The following is a 25,231-nucleotide window of genomic DNA, read 5'->3' as shown; positions in this document are numbered from 1 at the left end:
ATGAAACGCATTCCCGTGGTCGCAGCGGTCATGATGGCCGTTCTGTTGAGCGCCTGCACTACGATGCGCTCGACCGTCTCCTATGTCTCCCCGGAGCTGACGCCGCTCGATGCGCAGTTGCTGGCCGCCGACTCGGCCTCGCATCTGTCTGGCGCTCTGCCGGCCGCAAAGACGACATTGGTCCTCGACCCGCCCGCCGGCGGCGACCGGCTCACGCCGGCGATGATGACGAAACTCCGCGACGCGGGTTTCGGCGTCGTCGAGGCCAAGAATGGCGATCAGCAGGTGCAGGGCGTTGCCCTGCGTTACCTCGCATCGCCGCTCGAGAACGGTGTGGTGCTGCGCCTGCAATATGAGGGCGTCGAAGCGTCGCGCTTCTATCCACGCACGGCTAGCGGCGCGCTTGCGTCCGCGTCGCCGTTCACTGTGCGGGAGCCCAAGCAATGACCGACAACAACAAGGTAGATCCCGAACTGGTAGCGGACGCGCAGGAATCCCCCGATTTCCTGCCGCCGCCGAAGAAGGGGAAAGGCGTCCGGCGGCTGAACCGTATTCCGCTGTTCGTGGTGGGCGGACTTATCGCGATGGCTGTCATCGGCGTCACTTACACCCTGTATCAGCGGCAGGCGGCTAACATGGCCGCCGGGAAAGGGGAAAAGCCGGTGGTGACGACGACGGCCACTCCGCCGGTTCGTCCGGATACGGACTATGCCGCCCCTCCGACGCCTCCTGTCGAGGTTGTGACGCCAGCGGCTGGCGGGCCGGCCGAAACGACAGCGGCCGGGACGGCTGCGGCGCCGGCGCAAGCGCAGCCCAATGAGCGGCTGGAACGTCGGCTGCGGCTCATCGAGCGGATCGAGGAACGGCGTCTTTCCAAGATGGAAGAAGCCCTTGACGCAGATATGGGCGTGCAGTCGTTCGCGCAACGCAACGCGAACGGCAAGGCTGACGCGGCCGAAGCCGGGCAGGGCGGGGCGAACGGCGGTCGGCTGTCCGGGGCTGATCTGGTCGCGAGAATGGTCGCCGCGCAGAATGGCGCCGGCGGAATGGGCGGCATGGGTGGTTTCGGCGGCATGGGGATGGCCGGCATGGCCGACCCGAACAGGCAAGCCGAGAAACGGGCGTTTCTTTCGGGGACGCCGGAAGCTGATACCTATCTGGCCAGCACCCGGACGGCTGCGATTGCGCCACAACAGGAAGTGAAGGCCGGGACCGTGGTTCCGGGCGTGCTGATCAGCGGCATCAACTCCGATCTGCCGGGGCAGATTATCGCGCAAGTCAGGGAGGATGTTTACGACTCCGCAACCGGCGCGAACCTGCTGATTCCTGCCGGCGCGAAGCTGATCGGCACCTATGACAACGGCGTGACCATGGGTCAAAGCCGCGCTCTGGTGGCGTGGACGCGGATCATCTACCCGGACAGCTCGTCGGTGTCGTTGAACATGATGCCGGGTGCAGACCTCGGGGGGTACGCCGGCTTCAACGATCAGGTCGATAACCATTACCTGCGCATCTACGGCAATGCCCTGATGCTCTCCCTGTTCTCGGCCGGGATTCAGCTTTCCCAGCCGCGAAACAACAACGGGGACGGGTACGACAGCCAGCAAATCATGGCGGCTGAGCTTGGYCGGCAGTTGGGCCAGCTCGGCATGGAAACCACTCGCCGCAACATGGATATTCAGCCGACGCTGAAAATCCGCCCCGGCTACCGGTTCAACGTCATGGTCACGAAGGACATCATCCTCCCCAATTGGGAAGGGCATCCGCTGGCCACAGGCCAATAGCACCAAAAAGGGGAGGGGGCGCGGTGTGCGCCTCGCTCTCTATCCACGATTGAGGTGATTTTTATGCAAAGAGCAATGGACCCAAGAACGGAAGCGACCCTGACTGCCATCAGCCATCGGTTCGGGTGTTCGATGGAAGAGGYCGCGCAGCGGTGGAAAAGTGGCAGGGGCGCCGCGATGGCCCCTGTGCCGAGTGAAGCCACCTGTGCCGTCGAGTTAACGTTCGCAAGGGAAAAAGACGGAAAACTGGAAGGGGAGTAAACTCATGAACTACAACRCAAAACAGACCCCGAACAGCCTGAACCCGATCAAGCCGACCACGGTGATGAAGCCGGAAGGCTCGCGCAAGATTTCCGTCCTGAATGGCAGCAGGCAGATAGATCAGGTGATCGGCGGCGAATGGACGACAATCAAAGTCTTGCCAGAGAACGGGCTACCACGCGGCGTTCATCAACTGGCCGACGCGGTGAAAGCGGGGACCGATCCGCGACAGCAAGCCTTTGAAGGCCAGCTTCTGCACATCGATTCCAAGACGGTCTATCAATTTCACGGCAAGGGCATCGTCATGCACGACCGCGCCGTGTTCAAGGAACTCGAAGACAAGGGGCAACAGCCTGTCGTCGGGCGGGTCTATGCCGTCTCCTACGAAAGCGGTCGCGGCAAGGTCGTAAGCGAGCGCGAAGCGCCCGCGCAGGCCCTGCGCTCGCCCTCGGTGAAGGGCAAGGGGGTCGGCCTGTGAAAACCCTACGCGAGAAGATCGAGCAGACCATTGTCGCGGCCTACTCGACGGTGAACGTCAATAACCCGGAACACGCGGCTTTCTGCGTCTGCAATCTGCTCGATGCAGAAATAGAGCTGCGCGGGCGCGGGTGGCTGACCGATCCTAATATGCAATCCAAGGTGGCCGAAGTGATCGGGGCCGCCTTCGACGGCGCCGGCGACGGTTCCGGACTGGCCGGCTCGATGCCGAATGAACAGGCCGCGATTGCGGTGTGCCGACTGCTGGAGAAGGAAACCGGCCTCGGCGTGGATGGCTGGTTTGCTGATGATGATGAACTGCTGGATATTCTGGAACTCGAAGCGGCGTAGTCGCTCGATCTGGAAGCAAAAAGAAAGGGCCGGGAAACCGGCCCTTTTCTTTTCGCCTTTTACATTCGCTCTTATCGCTGGATGCCCGGCATGTCGTCGGGACAGCCATCTTGATATTCAGCCAAGCCAAGCAAGGCTTCATGAACGGCTTCCGCCGGGCACTTATCCCGAACGATCAGAGTCATCGCCAAGATAAAGACCGTAGTTTTTCGATACTCGAAATTGCCAGTTCGGATATGTGTATAACAAGCAAGCGACGTGCTTCTGTATTGATCGCTTTGCCTTGCAGTATCTGGCCAAGGAATCAAAGCCACGTCGGCAGTGCCCGGATTCCAGCACAGCATCATCGAGGTCGCATCAGCGACAGTTGTCATGTGTGTTTCTCCTGTTCTGACTTTCGCTATTGGTGTCGAGCCGATCAGGCTCGGCGGCCCGCCGCCGCGACGTGCTTCATCAGGGCGTCCAGCGCTTTCGGCAGAGCCCAGCGGGCGACGACGATGAYGGCCAGCCAAGCGGCGGGCTTGACGTAGGCGCCGTAGTGCTCAAGGCCCGCAGTGGACCCGAATGCGTTCGCCATGTAGGCGAAAGCAGCGGTCAAGCCGAACTGCACGAGGAACAGCCAGAAGGCGAACTTCAACAGCACGGCGCTGACGTTTTTGGTGCGGAACAGCATGGAATAGAGGGTGGCGTGGTTCATAGCGGCTTCTCCGTTCGTTGTTGGGGCCTGTTGCAAAGTGAATAAGCGACTGATGAAGCGGGATTGCACCCGACGGGCCGGAACGCAGTGGCGGACGCCGCAGGCGTTGCGATCCTGCGCAGTCGCTACACTGCCAGCGACAGGCCCAAACGAGCGGAGAGGTTTTCAGCCGCGAACAACGTTACCCCTCCTTGCCTGTACCGCCCTCAGCGGCCAGTGCTTTGTAAAGCGCCGTCTTTCCGACTTTCAGGACGGCGGCGGCCTGTCGAACAGACAGGCCCTTGCCACTCTCCTTGTCCATGAGCTTGCGGGCCTTCTCCAGCTTAGCAGAATCAATGACCGGCTTGCGGCCGGTGCTGATGCCGCGTTTCTTCACTGTCGCTAGAGCGGCCTTGGTCCGCTCGCGGATCAAGGATCGTTCGTAGTCCGCCATGATGGCGGCCATTCCATACCACATTCGCCCCATCGGAGTCGTCGTATCAATGTCGCCGTCGGTTAGCGACTTGAAGGCGACGCCGCGCTTTCCCAGCTCGTCGATCAGATGAACCAAGTGGGAGAGCGATCGRCCCAGCCGGTCGATCTTCCAAACCACAAGGGTGTCTCCCTTGCGCAAGTAGTTCATGGCTTCGGCCAGCCCCGGCCGGTCGTCTTTCGCCCCGCTCGCAACRTCGGTGAAGATGCGATGACAGCCGGCCGCCTCAAGGGCCTTTTTCTGTGTTTCTAGGTTCTGCTCCTGCGTCGAGACGCGGGCGTATCCGATTGTGTTAGTCACTGCATCAACCCAATCGATAGTGTCGTTGTCGTGTTCGTGTTTCACGCTGTTCCCTTGGGCTCAGTGAATAGAATCCCGCTCCAGCCATAGTCGCGTGCTGAATGGGCRAGATCGCAGAGTCGTTCCCACTCATCCCCGCTGAGAAATTCCGAATAGAAAAGCCCTCTCAGGAAGCCGTTAAGCTCGGCGTAGCGCCATTCCCGCGCATTGAAAGACATGTCCTTAAAGCGGAGGTCCATCAGGGAGTCCTTCAGCATCATCCGCACACGYGCAAGAGTGTGAGGATTTCTCTGAATCGCTCTGCGGACGACGCAGGCCAACGCCTCGGCCCYTTTGAGGCTGCTCGCTGATCCGACTACTTCGTAGTCCACCGAAACCTCAAAAACCGGATTGGGTGCTCCGGGGGCGTAGGCTTCCTCGACTCTAACTCTGCTCATATGTTCATACCCTCTGGTCTGGCTGTCCGTTTTCTGTCCGTTATTGTAAAGTGTCCGCTAATGTTCTGTAAAGCTCATTAGACGGACAAAACAGCGGTGTCCGCTTTTCGATCCTTTTTCGGACAGGCGGTAGTGGCACGATTCTCTACCCGTCTCCTAAGATTGGATTGTGCAATCCAAAAACCAGAAAGAGGAACGATGCGTGAACGAACTCATAAACTCCGACCACAAGACCTACGCGCTCATGGGCGCAGCCCTCGTAGGGCTCATCTGGCTCGTTGATTTCATGTTCAGCTCCGGTGAGTACGTTGAACCCAACGTAAGCGCCGAAAGGATAGCTGCCTATCGCGACTCTCCTTGTATGAGTAGCTGGCTGGAGGCTCGGCTTTCTGGCGCCTCTTCGAAAGAGGGGCCGATTACCGAAAGCGAATTCGGGCGCGCTTATGGTCAGTGCAAACAGGCCGCAGAGGATCGAAAAGCTTTCGCGAAACAGGTTTTTGCCCTGACGGAAGTTGATCTAAGCCGGGCCGTGATCTTCTACCCAAGCGCGCCGGGCTGCACCATTGATTTACCAGATGAAGCCCTCCTGCCAGAGATCGCTTCCACCGTGTTCGATCAAAAGCGGATCGCTCCGTTGGTGAGAGGAAGCCGTCTCTCGGCGGCCTGCCTGATTGTCCATCCGGTGAAGGGCGACAAGGCGGTGAAGAACGCTAGCTCGCTGACGTTCAAGTCGTGGGTCGCCGGCTGCGAAAAGCCGAAAAGAGCAAAAGAGAGGATCGTCACACAAGGCGCGGTTCTGACCCGTGAATGCTTCGAAGTCGAAGGGGCAGCCAGCGCCGGGCCGRCAAAAATGCCGGAGAGGGTGAAAGCTGTCGATCTGTGGCCGAGTGCGCCGGGCTGCGTGATTTGGGAAAAGGGCGCCAATCGGCCGATGACATTCGATGACAAGGTAGGGTTTTCGCAACTGAATGGGCCGCTGACCGCAACCCGCGACGCGGTGGAGTACACGCCGCAATGCCTCGGGATGCCTCGGCCGGGGTTTGAGCCGTGAATCCGACCCTGCAAGCCTATGCCGAGCTGCAAGAAGCCTACGACCACTACAATGAAGCACTGTTCGACGGGGCCTTGCCGTTCTGCTTGATCACTATGCAACGCGAAAAGCGGACCTACGGCTATTTTTCGCCGGAACGGTTCGTGCATCGCAAGGACAAGAGCAAGACGGACGAGATAGCCATGAACCCGTCTTACTTCGGCGTCATCCCGCCGCTCGAAATCATGCAGACGCTCGTCCATGAAATGGCGCATCTGTGGCAGTTCCATTTTGGGAAGCCCGGCCGGCGGGGATATCACAACAAGGAATGGGCCGACAAAATGGAGAGCATCGGCCTCATGCCGTCCAGCACCGGCCGCCCCGGCGGCAAGCGGACTGGCGAAAAGATGGCCGACTACGCCATCAAGGGAGGCTTGTTCTTGCAGGCTACCGCCGAGCTGGATGAACGCGGTTTTTTCATTTCTTGGCTCGACCGGTTCCCGCCGGCAACGTCGCCCGTTGCGATGCTGCTCAGCCAAGGGAGTGTTGGGCCGAGBGTGCAATCTTTCGCGGGGGTGGACACCGACGATAGCGACGAATTCGATTCCTTTGGTGCTGACGCTTTCGATAACGACGACGATGATTCCGATAGAGAGGCGGCGCTCGCGGTGCTGGCCGAAACGCTCGGTGATGTTCTGCAACCGAAAGAGGCGGACAAGTCGAACCGCGTGAAATTCACCTGCCCGGAATGTGGCGCCAACRCATGGGGCAAACCGAAACTCAAACTGCTGTGCGGCGAGGGAGACTGCAACGCCGCCCCTATGATGYCGGCCAACGCCGGGGAGGAATACGTATGAAAAGACTGTCGAGAACCATGCCCATCGGCGCACTGGTGATGCTCTCAGGCATTCTCATGGCGGCTATCGGAAATGAATTTTTCTATGAGCCAGAAAAGCCCCTGATCATTGTGCTGGGTGGGATCACCTTCATCGCGGGGCTTCTGACGGCAGTCTCTCCGCTATTCGATGACAACTGAGACTGGTGATAGCACCAAAGGCGAGCCCTCTGCGTTGCACGGATTTATTGTCCTAGATCATGCCTCGTTCGGGGCATGATCTATACTCATTGGCGCCGCCGGTAAGGGGCGAAACAGAAAGGAGATTTCCGTCTCACTACATTTCGAGGACTAAGAAATGACGTTCAAAACTACGTGTTTGCAGGCCGCCATCGTTGCGGCTTTTCTTTCGTCTGCTGCTCTCGCGGCTGAGAAAGGAGACGAAGGCACGTTCGCTAAACCCGGCCAGCCGGACCAGATGCTGACCACGGAGCAGGCCGTCGCGGCCGACGTCGATGCTCTCGCCAAGGCCCTGAACGTATCGCCTGAGCGGGCGCGCAGCATCATCAACGTGGAAGCTCAGTCAGCCGGCATCGTCGAGAACCTGCGGGAACGCTACAAGGATCGCCTCGCCGGCATCTACATCGAGCACGATCCCGCGCATCGACTGGTGGTGCGCCTGACCGGGACTGATCCGGTTGCACCRCAATCTCACCAGTTCGGTGACGATACCTTGGCGGTCGAGTTCCAGACCGGCGCYGCTCATACGCTCAAGTCCCTGATCGGCGCTCTGAAAGTGGCGACGCAAGGGGAGTTGGCGGGACGCCTGCCGGGCTCGCACGGCGGTTATGTCGATGAGCGCACGGGTGAACTGGTGATCGAGGTCAAGCCGGACAACAAGAAAGCTCAGGCCGGCGACTACAAGGCCCAAGCTCAACAATCCTTGGGCGTCCCCGTTCGGATCGAGGCGGCCGAGCCAGCGGTAGTCAATGCCGTATTCGGTAGCGGCACTTTGGCCGACGGTTGCACGACCGGGTTCACCGTCAATCACGCCGCTTCCGGGCTGCACGGCGTTTTGACGGCCGGGCATTGTCAGACCTCGACCGGCATCGACACCTACACCGGTATCGACGGCGCAACAGCGACCCTCGGTCAACAGGGCTGGGTGAAGAACGCGAATGCCGATCTGCTCTGGTACACCGGTTCGACGGGGGTCACCTTCGGCCCGTGGTTCTACGCTGACGCATGGCGGCAGGTCACGGGCCGCCGTAGTCAGGCCGCAACAACGGTCGGCTCCAGCTTCTGCCATTACGGCAAAAACTCCGGCTACTCCTGCGGAACCATCCACACCGTTTATTCAAGCCCCGGCTCGATCTGCGGCCCGTCTTATACGGCTCCCTGCAATGCGACGTTCGTGCGCGTTGGCGGGTCGAACGTCCGCTGTGTGGGTGGAGACAGCGGTGGTCCATGGTTCACCGTCGGCACCCTTGCGGCCGRCATTCACTTCGCCGGCGCTGCAAGCGGCGTAGGCGCGTGCTGGTACACCAGCACCGACTATGCTTACTCTGACCTCGGGCTGAATCTGCTCTACTGATCCCGCCCTAGAGTTGCCCCACTGTCGGGCGAGAACGGTCAAGTCCTCTGCTTGGTGGGCTTGGCCGTTTTTTTTGAAGGGTTATTGGGAATGAAGTCGTTTTGTGTTTTCGCGTTAGTGGGCCTTGTGGCTGGCCCTGCGTTTGCAACTGATGCGCCGCGTCCGGCGAACCTGCCGGACGGTTACACGGGGGCTGTCATGGAGAGCGCGGCGGATACCGGGCCGCTCGTCGAGCGGCTGCGGGCAACCTATTCGGATCGGCTGGCCGGAATTTTCGAGCATGCGCCCGATGTGCTGGTGGTGAGGCTGACTGGCGATCAGCCGGTGAAGCCGGAAGCTCACCAGCTCGGAAAGCACCAGGTGAATGTGATTTTCCGCGTCGGAGCCGAACACTCCTACAAGGCCCTTTCTGATGCTCTGGAGCAGAACGAGGCGGCCATAAGCGATGTGCTGCCGACGGCTCACGGGCGCCACGTCGATGAAAGGACCGGCGAAGTTGTGATTGCAGTCAAGCCGGGCAGCGCGGCCGGAGACGATCAGCGGGCCAAGCTGGAGAAGCTGCTAGGGGTGCCCGTCCGGATCGAGCCGGAAGAACCGGCGGTGCTCCAGCATAAGGCCGGATAACCCTTCCTTTTGGTGCTGAATCGAAAAGCCGGGCTACTCCCGGCTTCTCTGTGCGGTTTGCTAACTGGACAGACGGGATTAGCCACCCTTGTTAAGCATCGCCTTGTCTTCGTCCGGTGAAATAAATCCGTCGCCGTTCGCATCGATGACTTTGAATTGGTCGCCAAGATTCGGATTGGCGGCTAGGGCCTCGTCCTTGCTGAGCYTCCCGTCACCGTCCTTGTCGGCCGCCTTGAACTCTGCCGACCAAGCCGCTTCGTCAAACGCTTTCGAAGGGCTTTGTGCGAAGGCGGGAACTGCCAAGCTCGCGATCAGCAAGCCGCTAACAGCAATCTTCATAGTCATTTCCTTTGGTCAGGTTTAACGGTAATAACGTGGCGGCGGTATGAGGCATTTTTCGGGCGGCAAGTGTCTTAAGGTCTGCAACTAACTTAATAAGAAAAAGGGCGACCAAAGTTAAACTCTGATCGCCCTTAATTACATCACTTACTCACGATGTTGCATTGTTATATGCCGTCGCGCTCCCACTTCTCTTCCAGAAGCTGACGGTGCGGGTGCTCTTCTTGCAGTAGCTTTTCCGTTACCACGACGGTGGACTCGATGGCCAAGCGCGTCATTTCCTGCGCGAGGTCGTAGAGCAGCGCCTGATGGTGCAAGGTGTAGAGCGGATCGTTGAGCCGGATACTTTCACGCAGTTCGTGCGCGGCGCGTTGAGCGGAAGCGGCCAGCACCTTCGCCATTTCGACATACTGGTTTTCGGCCGGCACTTCTTCGAAGCTGGGGCCAGCTTCGCCGGAGGCCGGGACGCCGTTTTTGGTGTCCAGRACGCGCAGACCGTAATTCAGTACGAATGCGTTGCTACGTTGCAGGCCCGTCAGAACCGGCGCGAAGGTGTCGATGCTGGTCGGATCGGTCTTTCGCATCTCTGCAATCGCGGAGACGTAGGCGAACAGATTGCGTTCCAGCTCGGCATCGACAGYGACGGCCTGATCGGCATAGGGCACGCACACATCGTCGCGCATGTACGCTTCGAGGTTGCCCTTGATTTCGTTCCAGTGGGCTTCGTCGAAGTGTTCATGCTGCTTGTCCAAGCCTCGCGATTTGCACCGGCGGCCGGGGGAAATGCAATAGCAGACAGTATAGGTAGAACCCATTGCTAATTACCTCAATTACATCGGTTAATGAAAAGGAACCCGATCTTCGTCGGCTTCCGCTTTTTGCTGTGGTGTCACAGCAAATCTAAATGAGATTACGAATATTTACTGCGTTAAGCCCCATAGTATTGACCATAATTCCGATAGTGCAAGGTAGGTGAATAGGCTGGYAGACCGTGGATTATGCGGGGCTGGGCCGGCCATTCTGTTACGCCTTGAGACGATTGTATTGACCTGCGTCAAGGTTTTGCGTCGGCAAAATCTGTGGTGCGGACGGAAGTGGTCTACGCTTGCTACGGCATCGCGGCGCCTATCCATCAGGGTAAGTGCTTAGACGGTGCGCTGACTGGAGATAATCTATGACTGCGCTACAAGAAACCTTGAGCACCATCCGCCAGAACCCGGCGGTCAACAATGCGTTCTACGACGCATGGTTGGGGGGTCAGCTCACGCCTCGCCAGTTGGAGGTCTTCGCGGAAAACTACTCCGCGTGGGTGAGGTCGTTCCCCGACTGCCTCGCGACCTTGGTCGGCACGACGAAGGAAATCGACGCCAAGGTGGAGTTCGCAAAGACGCTCCATTCGGAGCTGGGCTATGGCGATCCGACCAAAGCTCATTCGGTGCTTCTGGACTCGTTCTTTCTCGCCCTCGGGCGGCGCATGGGTAACGAAGGCGCCATTCTGGCGGCCCTGCAAGCGCCTGCGCCTCTCGACTCGACGAAGGCGCTGATCCACGGCGAAGCCGCTCTTTACTGCGACCAGAACCGGCGCAAGGCCGCCGGCGCTCAACTCGCGCTGGAATGGCAGGCATACACCATGCTCCGCAAGCTGTACGAAGGGGCACGGAACTACGCCAGCCTCTGGAACGATGAAGACGAGTTCCACGAGGACTGTGAGTATTTTTACGCTCACATCGGCGCCGCCGAAAAAGACCACAAGGTGGAGTCCCTGAAAGGCGTGGAACAGTTCATGCCGAACGGGGAGGGYCTGAGTGAAGTGCTGGAAGGGTACAATGCCCATCTGGAGCTGATCGCGGGCCTTTGGAACGGCATCGCCGCTAAAGCCGAAATGACCGCGAAGTGATCCCTCTAGGAGGGAGATAACAAAGGCCGGGGCATGCGATTGCTCCGGCCTTTCTATTTGCAAAAAACAAACATACCGGCTTGTTTGTTTGTTTTTTTGACGCTATGTCTGCGCCTGAGAAGTTGCCCGGAATTCAGGTGGAGTGTTCGACGTGAAACCAAGGACACAGGAAGAACGACGTGCGGAGACGCGCCGGGCTCTCATGGAATCCACAATTAAACTGCTGCTTTCAAAGGGCTATAACCGCCTCACAACAGCAGATATTGCGGTTGAAGCGGGAGTGTCACGGGGAGCCCTGACACATCACTTCGAGTCGAAAGAAGACATAGTTGCAGCCTCGATCAAGCATCAGCTCGAAGGGGCGATAGCAAAAATCAATTCCTTCTCTGCCCGGATAAATCCACCAGAGACGACGCTCGACGATCTAATTGATTTCCTGTGGGATTTAATGAGCGACGGCCTTTATTACGTCACGCTCGAATATCTGCCGGAAACTCGCCACAACGACGAATTTAGAAGAAAGATCGGGCCGACAGCCAAAGAGTTTCATCGTTCATTGAACGAGGTGTGGGAAAGCGTCTCTCTGCCGCTCGGCCTCGATCCCCAAACAGCTAGCGTCATGCTCAATGCGACCATGTGTTTCATCCGTGGAATGATGGCGCAGACGGTTTTCAGAAATGACGCCGCTTACTTCGAAGAAATGATCTCCTTCTKGAAGAAAAAAGTCTCTCCGCGAGGCATGTGATGCAATCGGGCGCACCTGTGCGCGATATCCGGAGTGAGGACAATGTTTATTCGGAACGCGGCCATTGTTGACGGGCTTACGGAAGAACGTCACGAGCCAGTAGATATTAGATTTTCCGACGGGAAGGTGGTCGAGGTCGGAAAGTCTCTCCCAGGGCGATCTGACAATGACATTGACCTTGCGGGCCTGACCGTTCTTCCCGGTCTGATCGACTGCCATGTTCACGTCATCGCCGCGACGGCGAATCTCGGGCGAAATGCCGAACTGCCTAACTCCTATGTCGCACTGGCGGCCGGACAGATTATGCGCGGCATGCTCATGCGCGGCTTCACRACGGTGCGCGACCTTGGGGGAGCGGATCATGGCCTAGTGACCGCGCTCGACAGCGGGTTAATTCAGGGTCCGCGTCTGGTGATCTGCGGCAAGGCTCTATCCCAAACGGGCGGGCACACCGATTACAGAGACAGGGCCAATCGGCGGTCGGTCGATCACTATCCTGACCAGCTCGGCGCGTTGGGGCGCATCTGCGACGGCGTAGATGCTGTACGGCGGGCGGCCCGGGAAGAGTTGAAGGCAGGGGCCGCGTTCATCAAGGTAATGGCCAATGGTGGCGTGTCGTCCCCGACAGACCCGATTGACGCGCTGGCTTTCAGCTCCGGCGAATTGCGGGCCGCCGTCGAGGAAGCGGCGAACCAGCATACCTACGTCGCGGCTCATCTCTATACCGACGAAGCGATAGCGCGGGCGCTCGATTGCGGCGTGCGCTCAATCGAGCATGGAAACTTGATCAAGTCCGACACTGCTGCGCGGGTGCGCGAGGCCGGCGCGGTCGTTGTGCCGACCAACATCACTTATGCCGTGGTTGCGCGGGATGGCGCCCGATACGGCATGTCGGCGGAATCGCTCGAAAAGGTCGGGTTCGTTCTCGATGCCGGGCTGGCCGCTCTTGAAACGCTTCGGGATGCCGGCGTGGTCATGGGCTACGGCTCCGATCTGCTGGGAGAAATGCACGGGCACCAGTCAGAAGAATTCGTGCTGCGCGGCCGGGTGTTGAGGCCACACGAAGTCATCCGATCCGCCACGGCGGATGCCGCCCGTGTCCTCGGCATGGAAGGGCAGATTGGCGCACTGGTGCCGGGCGCGCATGCCGATCTGATCGCCGTCGAGGGCAACCCGCTCGACGACCTTGCCATCCTCACGAACGAGAACCGAATTCGCAAAATCATCAAGGCCGGGCGACTGGTGAAAAATGAATAGCGCCATCTAACGGACTTGCTGGCCATCTAGGGAGGGAGTAAGCCAAGTGTCTGATGTTGCGTGGAATAATATAACTGACCGCATAGAACGCCTGCCATTCTCACGATTTCACCTAAATCTCTTATTCATTGGCGGACTTGGGTTCGCTTTTGAAGGACTCGACGTAGCAATTATTGCTTTCGTCCTTCCAATTCTAAAGCCGCTTTGGGAACTAACTTCAATTGAGGTTGGCTTTCTCGGAAGTGCAACCTTTGTCGGCTATTTCGCAGGCGCAATGGGGGCGGGTCTTCTCGGTGACTTGATCGGCCGCCGAGCGGTGATGATGTACGCGCTCATTTTCTATTGCGTCGCCTCGGTCGGAAGTGYGCTCTCCACCGATTGGACATTGTTTCTTGCTTGGCGGGTATTTGCCGGTGCTGGTTGCGGTGCGGAAGCGGCAATTATTGCTCCGTTCCTGAGCGAGTTCGTTGCTAAGCGCTACAGGGGAAAGTTCGTCGGAGCCCTAACCGGATTCTTTTCATTCGGTTTCGTTGGTGCCGCCCTTCTCGGCTATTTCGCGGTTCCAGCCTTTGACAGCGCATGGCGCTACGTCTTGGCCGGGACCGGCTTGCCGATCCTGATGCTCTTGTGGTGGCGGCGCTCACTGCCCGAGTCGCCTCGGTGGCTTATCAGCGTCGGCCGCCACGCCGAAGCGAACGAAGTCGTCTCGAAGATGGAGAGCAAAAGCGGATTTCCAAGCCCGATAGCGACGACGTTTGCCAATGAGCCGGCAGGCACTGCCGCGAAAGAATCGGCTGCCGGCAAGCTGAAAGCGCTGTGGTCGCCCGGATTGGCGAAGACGACGCTGATGTGCTGGCTTTTGTGGACGACGCTAACGTTCTGCTACTACTCGTTTTTTACTTGGATTCCGAGCCTTCTCGTAGAGAACGGCATGACCATAACTAAGAGTTTCGGCTACTCGCTGGCAATGTACTTGGCACAAATACCGGGCTTCTTTTCGGCGGCCTACATGAATGAAAAAATCGGCCGGCAGGCGACAATTGTCGCTTACACGGTGCTGGCCGCGATTGCGGCGTTCGGGCTCGCTATGTCCGAAAACGACAATCAGATAATGGTTGCGGGCATCCTGCTTTCGTTCTTCATGAATGGAACCTATGCCGGGGTGTATGCCTACACGCCGGAAGTCTACCCGACCAATCTGCGGGCCACGGGAACGGGCGCGGCGTCTTCAATCGGCAGGATCGGCGCGATCATCGCCCCGATCCTTGTAGGGTGGCTATATCCTATTCTTGGTTTTGCCGGGGTGTTCAGCGCAACGACTGTCACGCTTCTCGTCGGCGCTGCTGCGGTACTGTTCTTGGGCGTGCCTACCACGAACAGGTCGTTGGAAGAAATCGCGGCCACCGTGCCGCGAGCAAAGCGACCGCCAGCCAAACCGGAATAGTTGCTGCTCGTTTTTCAGGCGGCGGCCTTGCTCCGGCAGGGCCGTCATTTTGTCACTGTGGCGTTCGCCGGGGGTCGGGGAATGAAGAAAAACACTGCTGGAAGCGCCTTCGGCCCGATGCTCGTGTGCATCGCGGCCATGCTATGGGGAACGGTAGGGATCGCCTCCAAGGTGCTGTATGGGATCGAGGACGTTCCCCCGCTTGTGGTCGGTTTTTTCCGCCTTGCGCTTGCCGTCCCCCTCCTTGGTGCATGGTGCTGGTGGAGACTTGGGGCGAAGACGTTCCGCTTTCCGGGCAAGGACTATCTGCGCGTGGCCGGATTGGGCGCGGCAATGGCCCTATATCAAGTTTTCTACTTCAAGGCCGTTGCGGAGATAGGTGTGGCTCTGGCGAGCCTCGTAACCATCTGCGCGGCCCCGATCTTGGTCGGGATCGCTGCGGTCTTCGTCTTGGGCGAGGCGATGACCCGACGGATTGCGATTGCCTTGGCCATCGGCCTTGTCGGCGCTGGCTTGCTTGTCGGTGTCCCGTCTGATGCCGCGAACGCGGCCGGCATCCTGTGGGCGGYGGGTGCCGCCCTCGCCTACTCCGTCTTTGTGCTGTGCAGCCGGTCATTAGCCCATCATGATCCGGGCAAGATCATCGTCGTAGGCTTCGGCGCTGGAGCGGTTGCGCTCGCGCCGTTCGCGCTGGCCTCTGGCGTAGCGATGAGCGCATGGCCGCCATCGGTGTGGGGCTCCCTGCTCTACATCGGACTGATCCCGACGGCGCTCGCCTATGTCCTGTATTTCCGGGGAATGCGGGACACGGCGGCAACGCCGGCAAGCGTTCTGGCCCTGATAGAACCCCTGACGGCGACCGTTCTTGCGATGGCGGTATTCGGGGAGCGTCTGTCGGCGCCGGCATTGTTGGGGGCCGGACTGCTCGTCGTCTCGATGTTCATCCTGCTGCGCCGGCCGGAACCGGCGTAGTGGGCACCAAAAGAAAGGCCGGGGAGAGCCCGGCCTTTGGTTCTACTGCACGTCGTTGAGTTACGAGGAAATCATACCCTCGGCCAGCTTCTTGCGCTTCTCAGCGCCGGGCGCGCCGAAATCGACCTGCTCCACCTCGAAATTGTAGTCGTAGCGCTCGACCTGATTGCTGTCGGTGAAGTTGTTGTTGCTGATGGTGGCGTGGACTATGAGCTGGTCGCCAATCATGCAGTTCTTGGCGATCAGTTCCGCCCTCGCCCCGAAGGYGGTGAAGGGGATGCTCACTTGTTTTTCGATCCGCTTGCCCGTTTCTTTGTCCTTGCCGGCGTACTCGTTGCGGATCAGGCGGAAGCGCAGCACGTTCGTCTCGCCGTGGGTTTTCAGTTCGGGAGCGGCTGCAAGGCGGCCATCGAAGATGAAGATATTCATCGGGTGTTTCTCCTTTTGCTGTGACGCGGGTTAGCCCGCTTGGGTCAGGATCGGCTTTCCATCGGCGCCGGTCTTGTAGGTGGCGTCGCACTTCGGATAGCCGGTGCAGGAATAGAAGTCGTAGGGCTTCGGTTTGACGAGGACGCCGCCGACCTTCTTCGCCTTCGTCATGCCTTGGCGGCGGGCGAGTTCCTTGCCGCACTTCGGGCAGTCAATGCCGGTCGGCGCCGGCGGGGCCTTCCGCTCGCCGGGCTTGCCCTTGGYGTCGGGGGCGGTGACAGTGCAGGCGGGATAACCGCTGCAACTCCAGAAAAAGCCGTGCTTGCCGGGGCGCCGGCGCATGGCCTTGCCACATTCGGGGCACGGATGCGCCGGGGCAATGTTGAGCGATTTCAGCGCTGCAAGCTCGGTTTCAATGGACTCCCAGCATGTCGACACGACAGCAGCGAAGTCGRCCTTGCCGCTCGCGATCTTGTCGAAGTCCTCTTCGACCGACCGGGTGTAGTCGTATTCCATGAAGGAAAACCGGCCGACAAGGGCGTCTCGAACGGTTTCGCCCAGCTTCTCGGGGCGCATGAAGCCGCTTTTATCAATCGAGACATAGCCTCGACCCTTGATGTTCTCGACAATCGCGGCATAGGTCGAGGGACGCCCGATGCCTTTGCGCTCCAGCTCGGCAACAAGGGTCGGCTCCTTGTAGCGCGCCGGCGGCTTGGTCTGCTTGGACAGGACGCGGCCAGCGCTGGCCGTCAGCGCGTCACCCTGAGCGAGCGTCGGAATCGGGTTGTTCGATTCGGTGGCGTCGCCCTTATCCTTGCCTTTGGCCTCTGCCTCGTCCTCGTTGTCGCCATAGACGGAAAGCCATCCGTCGCTGATCAGCGTCTTTCCCTTGGCGATGAAGGTCACGGGCAAGCTGTCGGCATCGCCGGTCGCGGGGACCGTGCCGGCTAGCGTAGCCGTGCGAACCGCATAGAGGGCGTCGGCAAGCTGGGAAGCAACGGCACGTTGCCATATCAGTCTGTAGAGTGCCCGCTGTGCTTCGTCCTCGCCAGCTTCCAGCACGGCGGCATTGGTCGGTCTGATGGCTTCGTGGCCTTGYTGGGCGCCTTCTTTCGCCTGCCAAGTACGCGGCTTGGGCGCGAGCGGGAGCCCGGCGCCGGCGGCGTATTCGATGATGTTCGCAACGCCGGCGGGATCGATATTCGGGGAGTCGGTGCGGTGATAGGTGATCGCCCCCAGCTCATACAGCCGCTGGGCCGCGTCCATGGCCTTCTTCACGCCCATTTTCAGCCGATGGCCGGCGGCCTGTTGCATGGTGGAGGTGGTGAATGGAGAGCCCGGCGCCCTCGCCTTTTTGGTGTCCTCGAAGCCTTTCACCGACACGTCGCGGACAGCGGCCACGCGCTCGGCCAAGGTCTGGTCGAGCATGTAGGTTTCGCCGTCCTTGATGTGAGGCTTGGTATCCCACTGAGCTTTCCAGCTCGTCTCGTCGTTGATATTGAAGGACAGCTCGGCACCATAGTGCTGCGTGGATTGGAAGGCGGAAATCTCGCGTTCGAGGTCCACGACGAGGCGAACCGCGACGGACTGGACGCGGCCGGCGGACAGGTTCTGACCGGCCCGGTCGGACAGGACCGGGCTAACCTCCCATCCTACGATGCGGTCGAGCGCCCGGCGGGCTTCCTGAGCGCGAACCAAGGAGYGGTCGATTCTGCCGGGGTTGCGTACTCCCTCCACGACCTTTTCTTTCGTAATGGAGGTGAACTTGGCTCGCGCAGGGTCTTTGAGCTTCAAGGCATCGGCCAGATGSCAAGAAATAGCCTCCCCTTCGCGGTCGTCGTCGGTCGCGAGAATGACGTTATCCGCGGCAGCCACGGCCTGTTTCAATTCGGCCAGAACGCGCCGACCGCGTTCGGTGGCGAAATAGGTCATTTGATACGTTGACCGGTCGATGCCTATGTCCTTGGGCGGCAGGTCGCGGACGTGACCGATACTGGCTTYCACAACGTAACCGGCCCCAACGTAAGACCTGATGCTGCTTATCTTGCCGGGGGACTCAACGATAATGAGGGTGGTCATGTATTTCGCCTCCTTAGGCGAAGCGGGCCGGCAAACCGGCCCGCCCTTGTCGTCATGGTTGTGGTTGGAAGGGACTACAGGCCCGCGTCGAGGCCCGCGCTACGGCGCGGCTTCGGCGTTTCGAGCCCGGCCAGTTGGCGCAGCTTGGCCGGCGCATCGTTCGGCAAGGTCACGTCGCGGCCTTCCCGCACGGCTTGTTCCTTGGCTTGGCGAACCTCTTTCGGCAGCTTCTTCCAAGAAACCTCCGTCGCCGCGTCGTCGGCGTGATGCAGGACAGTTTCCCGCTCCTGCTTCTCCGTCTCTTTCATCTTGGCCGCCGAACGCTCAACGCCGGCCAAGGTGGCGGACTGCGAGCGGGCGGCCTTCGGATCGCTCACAAGGCCATCAGCGACCTTGCTCTTGATTTCACTGGCCTGCGCCGTGCTGTTGGCCATCAGCTCGGCGGCTTTTGCCCGCTCGCTGGCCACCATTGCGTCGTCCGCACTAGTGGTCGGATCGTTGCGGGCCTCGGCGTCGCGCTCACGCGCAAGCGTGGTGATCCGCTCGGCGGTAATGCCTGCCTCGACCTTGGCGACGGCCAACTGTTCGGCCAGATGCCGGCGCATGGCGTCGGAACCATGGGCGCGCTCGTAGTCGTCCCAATCGCTCAAGCCTTTGTCGGCCTCCTTGAACTCAGGCGCGAAGACGCCGGCGCCATGCTCCTTCGCGGCGGCCTTGGCGCTCTCCATGCCGACGTTGAGGCCGGGCTTGCCGTTGCTCTGGATTTTCAACGGGGCTTCATGGTCGTTGTCCGCGCCGATCAGCTTCTGTTTCTCGGGAAGCTTCGCCCCGACTTCCCGGATCACAGAAGACAAGTTGCCGCTGTCGAAGGTGACGACCACCGRCTGTCCGATGGCCCGGCTGATCGCGACACTGGTTGCGAAGCCTTCGGCGAACACCAAAGGGGAAGAGTCGGCAGCAAGGGCGCGCATAGCGTCCTTCTGCTGAACACCTTCCGGCAGGCCGGCGACGGTAAACAGTCCGTGCTTGCGCCCTTCCTTCATGAAGCTCTTGAAGTAGGGGTTAACGCTTTGCAGGGACCAGATTTCACCGTCGGTATCGCGCAAGGCAATGAGCAGGTCGCCGGCCTTGAACACGCGGGCTTTCGGATCGGCTTCGCGCATCGCCTTGGCCTCGGGCGCGGTCTTGGCGATCTTGATCCCCAAGGCTGCGGTTTCAGGGCTGACTGTGGCCGGAACTTCGCGCAAGCCCAAGGCGCCGGGGTTGGTGATGCCTTTGATCTTGCAGTAGGCGTTCTTCTCGGTCGCTTCGGGCGCCTCGTTCCACAGGGCATACGCGGCGGCCTTGGTCGCCGCGTACTGCTGCGCTGTCGCTGCTTCGCGGTTCGCGCGATCCTGCGCAGCCTCGGCGGCTGCGGCGGCCTTCTGCTCAGAGGTCAGCGCTTCGACAGCGCCCTCTGGCCGCCAGTGGATCACCTCTTTCGTGCGGTGGTTCTTGATATAGCCGCCGGGGGTGACGCCTTTCAGATGCCCCGCATAGGCTCCGCCTCTTTCGGAACCCTTGTCGCCCGCGATCTTGCACCGGTGAATCTCGCCGTCCATGATGGCGTCGCCGTCCAGTTCCAGACCGGCAGCGCGGATAGCGTTCGCGAATTCACGCTCTGGTCTTTCCTTGTTGGGCTCGACCTTGACGACATTCGGGCCGTTGTCGTTCCAGCGGGCAAGGCCCGATTTAGCAACATCAACTCCTTCCGGGGCATACCATGCCTTGGCGTCCTTATCCCACTTCGCGCCAAGCTTCTTCGCCTCGTCCTTTTCCTTGAACGGGACGGCGAGGTAGGTGCGGCCAATCGGCACGTCCGGCTTTTCGTCAGCCTCCGGAGCCTGTTGACGGCCGGCGGCGTTCTCCACGGACTCCAATGCGGCGACTATCTTTGCGTCGAGCGTATCGACGTCATCCGGAAGGGAATGGCGGCTCCAGAACTCATTTTGCGTATTGAGGGGCAACATCTGGTCAAGAACCGCTTGCATCCGCTCGATTTGGACCGGAGTGGCCTTTTGCAGAACCCTATCCATAGTTCCGCGCTCAAGCTGCGACAAAAGCCAGTCTTCTTCGTGCTGAGTGGTGGGGGCTTCATGGCGCACGAGAGGCTGYGCGGACTGATCCACGAAATCCGGGGCGGGCTGCTGCTGGGCAAAGGCGCTCTGTACTTCGTACACATCAGGCCCCGCTTCATACTCCAGTTGCTGGCGTTGCTCGGCTGAGCCGCGCAAGAAAGCCTGAATGCTTGGGATGTGCGACCGATATTCATGGTCGGCGCCGTCGCGAAGCCACTCGCCCGAAATGAGCGTGTACTTGGCCGGGTCACGCAGTACAGCGGCGCGGCCCGCCTCGGTGCTGGCATCAACCGGTTCGTTCAGCCGGGTTTCATAGGTGGTATCACCCCTCGGCCGCAAGCGCAGGTCAGGCGCGTCGTTGGCGGAGCGCCGTTCCATCACGGCAAGCGCTTCGGTGAGGCTTGCGGGGGTGGCGATGACGCTGCGCGGGCCGGTCGTGCCGTCTCGGGCGGTAACAACCAGCTCCGGCAGTTCGTCAGAGAGAACCGGCGCCGTGGCGGGAGGTTCCATGYCCTTGTAGTAGGTGTTGGCGTATGCCTCGATGCCGCGCATCACGGTCGTTTCGAGCGTTTCACGTGAAGAACCCGGTTCGGCTGCCAACATTTCGGTCATGCCGGGGACGATGCTCACGAACTGATGGGTTTCTCCGATCCAGTCGCCGTAAACGAGCGGGGAGTGCGCCGGGTCGAAGCGGGTAGCAGGTTCGTTGAAGTCCGGACGTTGGGTGATACGGCGGTCAAAGGTACGGTCCCCGCTCGGCTTGAGGTAAAGCTGAGGTGCGAGCGTGGGGTTTACCTCCTTGAGGGCGTCCACCGCCTCGTCAAGATACTGGTGCTTGCTGAGGATGCGGCGCGGGCCGTCGAGCTTGTCGGTAACGCCGATAACGAAGCTGTCGAAACTGAATTCGGGCTTGTTCACTTGCTCCTTCTCCTGAGAGGGGACGGATTGAGCCGGGGCGTCATCGCGCTCGGCCGGGGAGACTTTCTGCTTCGCTTCCATTTCCGCGAGATAGTCATGCCGCTCTTTGTCTATCGCGGGATCGCCTGTATCTCTCCCCAAGTCCCGTACCGTTTCGTAGACCCGTTCTTTTACGACCGGGTTTAGCAGGACGTTTTCATGTATCCACTGCGCCGCCTCGTCCAAATCGGGCTTGCGCTCCGCGAGCAATGCTTGTTCCTCGGGGGAAGGTTCAAAGCTCATTTCCTCGTAATGGTTAAGCTCCCGTGCAAGGCGCCGCGCCCTGTCATAGTCCGGGTTCCCGGTGGCTACCGCCATTTCTTCATCGAACACCCGGCACGCCTCGTAACGCCATGCGACAGGCACCGGCGCGGGCTGCTGCTCCGGCTGCTGCTGACGCTCGACGGTCTGCATTTTCATTTGCTCCAGCTCGAAGCCCATGACCATGTTCGCGATCTTCTGAGCGTCCGACGCGGCCCGGAAAATCTCTTTCGGATCTTCTTGCAGAGCCTTGATCCACGAGCCGACATAGGCAACGTGCTGGCCCGGATCATGACCGATTTCCAGTTTTTCACCGATCATCAGCGACGCGATTTCGGCTYGGAGTTCTTCGCGGGCGTAGCCTTCCGAGCCGAAGGGGTGGCCAAGATCGCGGTCGAGGCGCGTCGGATGGCCGGTCCRGTGCCCGAGTTCATGCAGCGCGGTCGCATAGTAGCTGTCAGCGCTGTGGAACTGGTTGCGCAGCGGCAGCGTGATCGAATCCGTTGACGGCCGGTAAAAGGCGCGGTCGCCCTCAATGTGGTTGATCACGGCGCCGGAGTTCGCAAGAACGGTTTCGGCGCGGGCATGACGTTCGGGCTCGGGTGCCGTGGTCTTGGCTTCCAGCGGCGGCAAGCCGTCGATCTGTTCGGCGTTGAAGACGACGGCAGAGAAAGAGCGCGGGCGCTCCAGCTCGACGGTGATCGTCTTCTGTTTGCCGTTCTCATCCAGCACGGGATTGYCGGCGGCGTCCACCTGCTTCCGTTCCTCGCGGAATTTCCAGTAGACGATAACGGTGCCCTTGCTGCCCTTGCGAACCTGCGCGCCGGCGTCGGCCGCCTGATTGTAGGTGAGCCAGCGAGGATCGCTGCGGCCCTGCATGCTGAGCCACAGCGAGTTGAACCCCTGATATTCCTTGCCGGTCGTGGGGTTGTAGGGGGTCCGGAGTTCGCCGGGTTTCCAGGGCTTTTGCCATGGCGCGGTCCCTTGGGAAAGTTGTTCGATGATCCGCGCCGCGACTTCTTCTGCGTAGTCTTTTTTCATGATTATTCACCGTCTCCCGATGCGGCCGGGACGTTGGTCGGGGTGGTCGAAGTCAGGCTTACGGACTGGCGGACGTTGCGGCCGCCGACCACGACGGCGGTTGCGTTATCGTCGGCTATGTCCGCATTGGCCTCCCATGCGTCGCCCTCGCTGATCGCGGTTTCTTCGAAGGCGCCGAAAGCTTCGGCTTGGTCGGGGGTATGCTCGATCTGCACGCCGGGGGTGCTGCCGTCGTCGGGCGAACGGCTCACGACCGGGGCGGCGCGGGTGGTGGTGGTGTCGGTATTGTTCGCTTGCATTGGTGCCTCCTTGGGCTGGGATTGCTGGGYACTGCGGGAGAACACGGCGGTTCCCGCCGTGAATGGATTGATCGCAGGGACAGGCGGAAGGGCGTCAGCGCTGGCCGACCCGATGCCGTAGCGGGCCAAGTAGCCATTGAAGAAACCCTTCTCGAAATCGCCCGTGTTGTAGGCCGACAGGGCCGCCCGCAATGCGGGTTGGCCGGGCGCGTACTCTTTCAGGGCGCGGGAGTAGAAGGCGGTGAGCACACGGGCGCCGGCGGCGACGTTCTTGCAGGGCACGAACATGTCTTCGACCGTGTAGCCAAGCCATTTCAGGTTCATGCTGTTGACCTGCATGTAACCCATATCGACGGAATGCCCTGCGTCGATGGCGGCATAGGAAACGGTCACGGCATCCTGAACCGTCTTTACCTCCATCGGCATAACGAACTTGACCAGCCGGACCTTCGGCTTTCCGTTCGCGTCCAGCACGGGCTTGCCGTCCTCACCACGCACGACAACGCGCTTCGGATTGACGTTGATTGCGAGTGGATCGGCGGCGGCGTTCTCGACTTTGACGATCTGCTGAATGGTTGGGGGCGCGACGTTCGGGGCGCATGCCGCGATAAGCTCGATGCCAATCATTGTTGCTTGCTCCGTAGGGTCATGTCGCCGGGATTGCCGTGGGTCAGGACGGGCGAGGCTCGACCACGCACGTTCACCAAGGGGACCGGGCCGAAATACCGGCTGTCGAAACTGCCGGGGCTGTAGGTGGAGAAAAGCCAGACCTGCCCCGGTTGAACCGGGTAGGTGCCGTCCGGCCAAGCCGGGATGCCTTGCTCTGCCGTCGTATTGGGGAGAGGTTCGCCGTTGACCTCGGCCGGGTTGCCCCGGCGAATGGTCACTCGATCCCCTGCAACGGCGGCGACAGGCTTAAGCAGGGTAGTCACGCCGCCCGGCGAACAGTCTCCCGATGACAGGTAGCCGCGTTCGCTCATGAGGCTGACGATGCGGGCCGGCGGCGGACAGACCTCGACCAGCTCCCCGCGCTGTATCGCGGCAAGCTCCACCGGAACGACGCGCCATAGGCCCGACGGGGCGGAATGAGTCAGGTTCACGCGATAGCCGGCCGAATAGGCAAAAGCGGCAGTGATCCCGATGCCGGCAGCAAGCGCCCAGCTTGCTACGGCGACGTGACGGGCCTTCATTTCACGACGAACCTGCTGGTAGTCTCGGGCGCTGCCTCTGCCTCTGGCTGCGGTTCTTGCGGTTGTGGTTCTTGTGCCGGCTTCAAGCCGCCGTATTCCAGCACGCGGTCAGGAATTACGTCTGTAGCCAGCGGGGGCGCGATTTTCGACCGCTTCGAAAACACCGGGTCGAGGAAGTAGAGAATCTGGCGACCACGGATGACGGGCTGGCCGGCGACGAAGATAAGCATTTCGCCGGGCTCCAGAACGTCGCCGGTCTTCGGGTCTTTCTTCGGCCCCGGCAGGCGCATGATTTCGTCCGGGGTCATCAGCGGGCGCTGTACCTCGTTGAAGCTGGTAGACACTTGCTCAAGGACCATTCCGAAGCGCTTACCGGACGTGGAAACCTGTTCCTTGATAACCGTCGTTTGCCCGGTCATTTTGCTCATCCACTCGGCCGTTTCGACCTTGTTCGGAGCATAGGCGACCCGGACATGGCAGTTGCTGATGATGCTCTCGAAGTTGGTGTACGCCTTGTAGAGCTGCATCACGTCCTGCGTGATGATGTAAGCCTTCATGCCGTAGCCCGCGATGTAGGCCAGCGCACTTTCGAAGACTTCCAGCTTGCCCAAGGTCGGGAACTCGTCGAGCATCAACAGCAGCCGGTGCTTGTGAGCAGTTTTGGAACGGCCGTCGTCGAACTCCATGCGGTCGGCCAGCGTCAAGACGATCTGCGTCAGAAGGAGACGCGCAAGCGGCCGCATGCGGTCGGCATTGCGCGGGGTGGTGATGAAGTAGAGCGAAACGGGTCGGTCGTGGTCCATGAGGTCGGACACGGTGAAATCGCACCGGGACGTATTTTCGCCAACGATGGGGTCACGGTAGAGCGCAAGCGCGTTATTTGCCGTGGAAATGATGCTGCCCAGCTCACGGGCAGGAGTGTTCCCCATGCGGCGCCCTGCCCCGCTGATGACTAGCCGCGCTTCGCGCTCGGCTGCGTCCGGGTTGGCCATGTTGGGCAAAGYCACGTCGCGCATTTCATCGAACAGCCCGGCAAGGGCTCGCGGGTCGCCCTCGTCGTTCTCGACAAGATCGTTTTCGGTGTCCGGAGCGGCGAAGTCTCCGACGCCGGTCAGCATGTGCGCGCAGTCTTGAAGGCACGGCAAGCGGCCGACCTGTTCGGACTTGTAGAGCGCGTGCAGGATCAGGCCGACAAGCAGCTCATAAGCCGCCGTGCGGAAGTGGTCGCCGTCGATACCCTTGCCGTCGCTGTCGATCACCATCAGAGCGATGTTTTGGGTGTCGCTGACCTGATAACGGGTCCGGAAGCGGATTTCGGCAAGGGGGTTCCATGAGCAGCCGA

25 protein-coding genes are annotated in these 25,231 nt (G+C 60.5%); 14 read left to right on the top strand and 11 right to left on the bottom strand.

What is annotated here, in order from left to right; translation table 11 throughout:
* The 4 genes from LCM4573_RS17935 (at position 1) to LCM4573_RS17915 (ending at position 2,873) form a co-directional block, all read left to right on the top strand.
* A complete protein-coding gene (locus LCM4573_RS17935) occupies positions 1–447 on the top strand; it encodes a hypothetical protein (protein WP_071007754.1) in 447 nt (148 codons plus the stop codon).
* On the top strand, positions 444–1,784 hold the full coding sequence (locus LCM4573_RS17930) for a TrbI/VirB10 family protein (protein ID WP_071007753.1): 1,341 nt from the start codon (positions 444–446) through the stop codon (positions 1,782–1,784). The genes LCM4573_RS17935 and LCM4573_RS17930 overlap by 4 nt, the downstream gene beginning before the upstream one ends.
* 265 nt (positions 1,785–2,049) lie before the next feature.
* Positions 2,050–2,523: a KfrB domain-containing protein gene (locus LCM4573_RS17920; protein ID WP_116285589.1), complete on the top strand. Its 474-nt coding sequence runs from the start codon at positions 2,050–2,052 to the stop codon at positions 2,521–2,523.
* Positions 2,520–2,873: a hypothetical protein gene (locus LCM4573_RS17915; protein WP_071007751.1), complete on the top strand. Its 354-nt coding sequence runs from the start codon at positions 2,520–2,522 to the stop codon at positions 2,871–2,873. The genes LCM4573_RS17920 and LCM4573_RS17915 overlap by 4 nt, the downstream gene beginning before the upstream one ends.
* Positions 2,874–2,944: 71 nt before the next feature.
* Here LCM4573_RS17915 and LCM4573_RS17910 read toward each other — a convergent pair whose 3' ends face one another.
* From LCM4573_RS17910 to LCM4573_RS17900, 3 genes are all read right to left on the bottom strand, one after another.
* Positions 2,945–3,247 (bottom strand): hypothetical protein, encoded by a 303-nt coding sequence (locus tag LCM4573_RS17910; RefSeq protein WP_071007750.1) that lies wholly within the window; start codon positions 3,245–3,247, stop codon positions 2,945–2,947.
* A 44-nt stretch (positions 3,248–3,291) separates the two neighbouring features.
* Entirely contained in the window at positions 3,292–3,570 is a 279-nt protein-coding gene (locus LCM4573_RS17905) for a hypothetical protein (RefSeq protein ID WP_071007749.1), read from the bottom strand.
* Between the two features lie 181 nt (positions 3,571–3,751).
* On the bottom strand, positions 3,752–4,387 hold the full coding sequence (locus LCM4573_RS17900) for a recombinase family protein (protein WP_071007748.1): 636 nt from the start codon (positions 4,385–4,387) through the stop codon (positions 3,752–3,754).
* A 594-nt stretch (positions 4,388–4,981) separates the two neighbouring features.
* Between LCM4573_RS17900 and LCM4573_RS17890 the strand changes: the two genes are divergently transcribed.
* From LCM4573_RS17890 to LCM4573_RS17870, 5 genes are all read left to right on the top strand, one after another.
* Positions 4,982–5,830, top strand: coding sequence for a hypothetical protein (locus tag LCM4573_RS17890; RefSeq protein WP_071007746.1), 849 nt, complete (start codon positions 4,982–4,984; stop codon positions 5,828–5,830).
* Positions 5,827–6,666, top strand: coding sequence for a SprT-like domain-containing protein (locus tag LCM4573_RS28410; protein WP_071007745.1), 840 nt, complete (start codon positions 5,827–5,829; stop codon positions 6,664–6,666). Before LCM4573_RS17890 ends, LCM4573_RS28410 begins: the two co-directional genes overlap by 4 nt.
* Positions 6,663–6,845, top strand: coding sequence for a hypothetical protein (locus LCM4573_RS17880; protein ID WP_071007744.1), 183 nt, complete (start codon positions 6,663–6,665; stop codon positions 6,843–6,845). Before LCM4573_RS28410 ends, LCM4573_RS17880 begins: the two co-directional genes overlap by 4 nt.
* A 157-nt stretch (positions 6,846–7,002) precedes the next feature.
* Positions 7,003–8,238, top strand: a complete 1,236-nt coding sequence (locus tag LCM4573_RS17875) for a S1 family peptidase (protein WP_131818980.1) — start codon at positions 7,003–7,005, stop codon at positions 8,236–8,238.
* Positions 8,239–8,436: 198 nt separating this feature from the next.
* The gene (locus tag LCM4573_RS17870) at positions 8,437–8,862 is read left to right on the top strand and encodes a hypothetical protein (RefSeq protein ID WP_071007742.1); all 426 of its coding nucleotides are present in this window, start codon (positions 8,437–8,439) and stop codon (positions 8,860–8,862) included.
* 78 nt (positions 8,863–8,940) lie between these two features.
* Here the strand turns inward: LCM4573_RS17870 and LCM4573_RS17865 are convergent, their stop codons facing one another.
* Complete coding sequence (locus LCM4573_RS17865; protein ID WP_071007741.1) at positions 8,941–9,201, bottom strand: hypothetical protein; 261 nt, start codon at positions 9,199–9,201, stop codon at positions 8,941–8,943.
* A 167-nt stretch (positions 9,202–9,368) separates the two neighbouring features.
* Complete coding sequence (locus LCM4573_RS17860) at positions 9,369–9,953, bottom strand: hypothetical protein (protein WP_071007740.1); 585 nt, start codon at positions 9,951–9,953, stop codon at positions 9,369–9,371.
* 422 nt (positions 9,954–10,375) lie between these two features.
* Here LCM4573_RS17860 and LCM4573_RS17855 point away from each other — a divergent pair, with 422 nt between their 5' ends.
* The 5 genes from LCM4573_RS17855 (at position 10,376) to LCM4573_RS17835 (ending at position 15,516) form a co-directional block, all read left to right on the top strand.
* On the top strand, positions 10,376–11,098 hold the full coding sequence (locus tag LCM4573_RS17855; protein ID WP_071007739.1) for an iron-containing redox enzyme family protein: 723 nt from the start codon (positions 10,376–10,378) through the stop codon (positions 11,096–11,098).
* A gap of 202 nt (positions 11,099–11,300) precedes the next feature.
* Positions 11,301–11,843: a TetR/AcrR family transcriptional regulator gene (locus tag LCM4573_RS17850; protein ID WP_083347515.1), complete on the top strand. Its 543-nt coding sequence runs from the start codon at positions 11,301–11,303 to the stop codon at positions 11,841–11,843.
* A 33-nt stretch (positions 11,844–11,876) separates the two neighbouring features.
* Entirely contained in the window at positions 11,877–13,100 is a 1,224-nt protein-coding gene (locus LCM4573_RS17845; protein WP_407071752.1) for an amidohydrolase family protein, read from the top strand.
* A gap of 46 nt (positions 13,101–13,146) precedes the next feature.
* The gene (locus LCM4573_RS17840) at positions 13,147–14,544 is read left to right on the top strand and encodes an MFS transporter (protein WP_071007736.1); all 1,398 of its coding nucleotides are present in this window, start codon (positions 13,147–13,149) and stop codon (positions 14,542–14,544) included.
* An 81-nt stretch (positions 14,545–14,625) separates the two neighbouring features.
* Positions 14,626–15,516 carry a DMT family transporter gene (locus tag LCM4573_RS17835; RefSeq protein ID WP_071007771.1) on the top strand — a complete coding sequence of 297 codons (891 nt, stop codon included), beginning with the start codon at positions 14,626–14,628 and terminating at the stop codon, positions 15,514–15,516.
* A gap of 60 nt (positions 15,517–15,576) precedes the next feature.
* Here LCM4573_RS17835 and LCM4573_RS17830 read toward each other — a convergent pair whose 3' ends face one another.
* The 6 genes from LCM4573_RS17830 to LCM4573_RS17805 form a co-directional block, all read right to left on the bottom strand.
* The gene (locus LCM4573_RS17830) at positions 15,577–15,945 is read right to left on the bottom strand and encodes a single-stranded DNA-binding protein (protein ID WP_071007735.1); all 369 of its coding nucleotides are present in this window, start codon (positions 15,943–15,945) and stop codon (positions 15,577–15,579) included.
* A 30-nt stretch (positions 15,946–15,975) separates the two neighbouring features.
* Entirely contained in the window at positions 15,976–18,024 is a 2,049-nt protein-coding gene (gene topA, locus LCM4573_RS17825) for a type I DNA topoisomerase (protein ID WP_071007734.1), read from the bottom strand.
* Between the two features lie 74 nt (positions 18,025–18,098).
* Positions 18,099–22,400, bottom strand: coding sequence for a zincin-like metallopeptidase domain-containing protein (locus LCM4573_RS28350; protein WP_083347513.1), 4,302 nt, complete (start codon positions 22,398–22,400; stop codon positions 18,099–18,101).
* A 2-nt stretch (positions 22,401–22,402) separates the two neighbouring features.
* Entirely contained in the window at positions 22,403–23,326 is a 924-nt protein-coding gene (locus LCM4573_RS17815) for a lytic transglycosylase domain-containing protein (protein WP_071007733.1), read from the bottom strand.
* Entirely contained in the window at positions 23,323–23,889 is a 567-nt protein-coding gene (gene traF, locus LCM4573_RS17810; protein WP_083347512.1) for a conjugative transfer signal peptidase TraF, read from the bottom strand. The genes LCM4573_RS17815 and traF overlap by 4 nt, the downstream gene beginning before the upstream one ends.
* A partial coding sequence (locus LCM4573_RS17805; RefSeq protein WP_157895522.1) for a type IV secretory system conjugative DNA transfer family protein occupies positions 23,886–25,231 on the bottom strand: 1,346 nt, incomplete at its 5' end. The genes traF and LCM4573_RS17805, both read right to left, overlap by 4 nt.

This window comes from Rhizobium sp. LCM 4573, from assembly GCF_001854865.1.
In the GTDB taxonomy this organism is placed as follows: domain Bacteria; phylum Pseudomonadota; class Alphaproteobacteria; order Rhizobiales; family Rhizobiaceae; genus Neorhizobium.
This window is presented reverse-complemented; position numbering and strand designations above follow the sequence as displayed.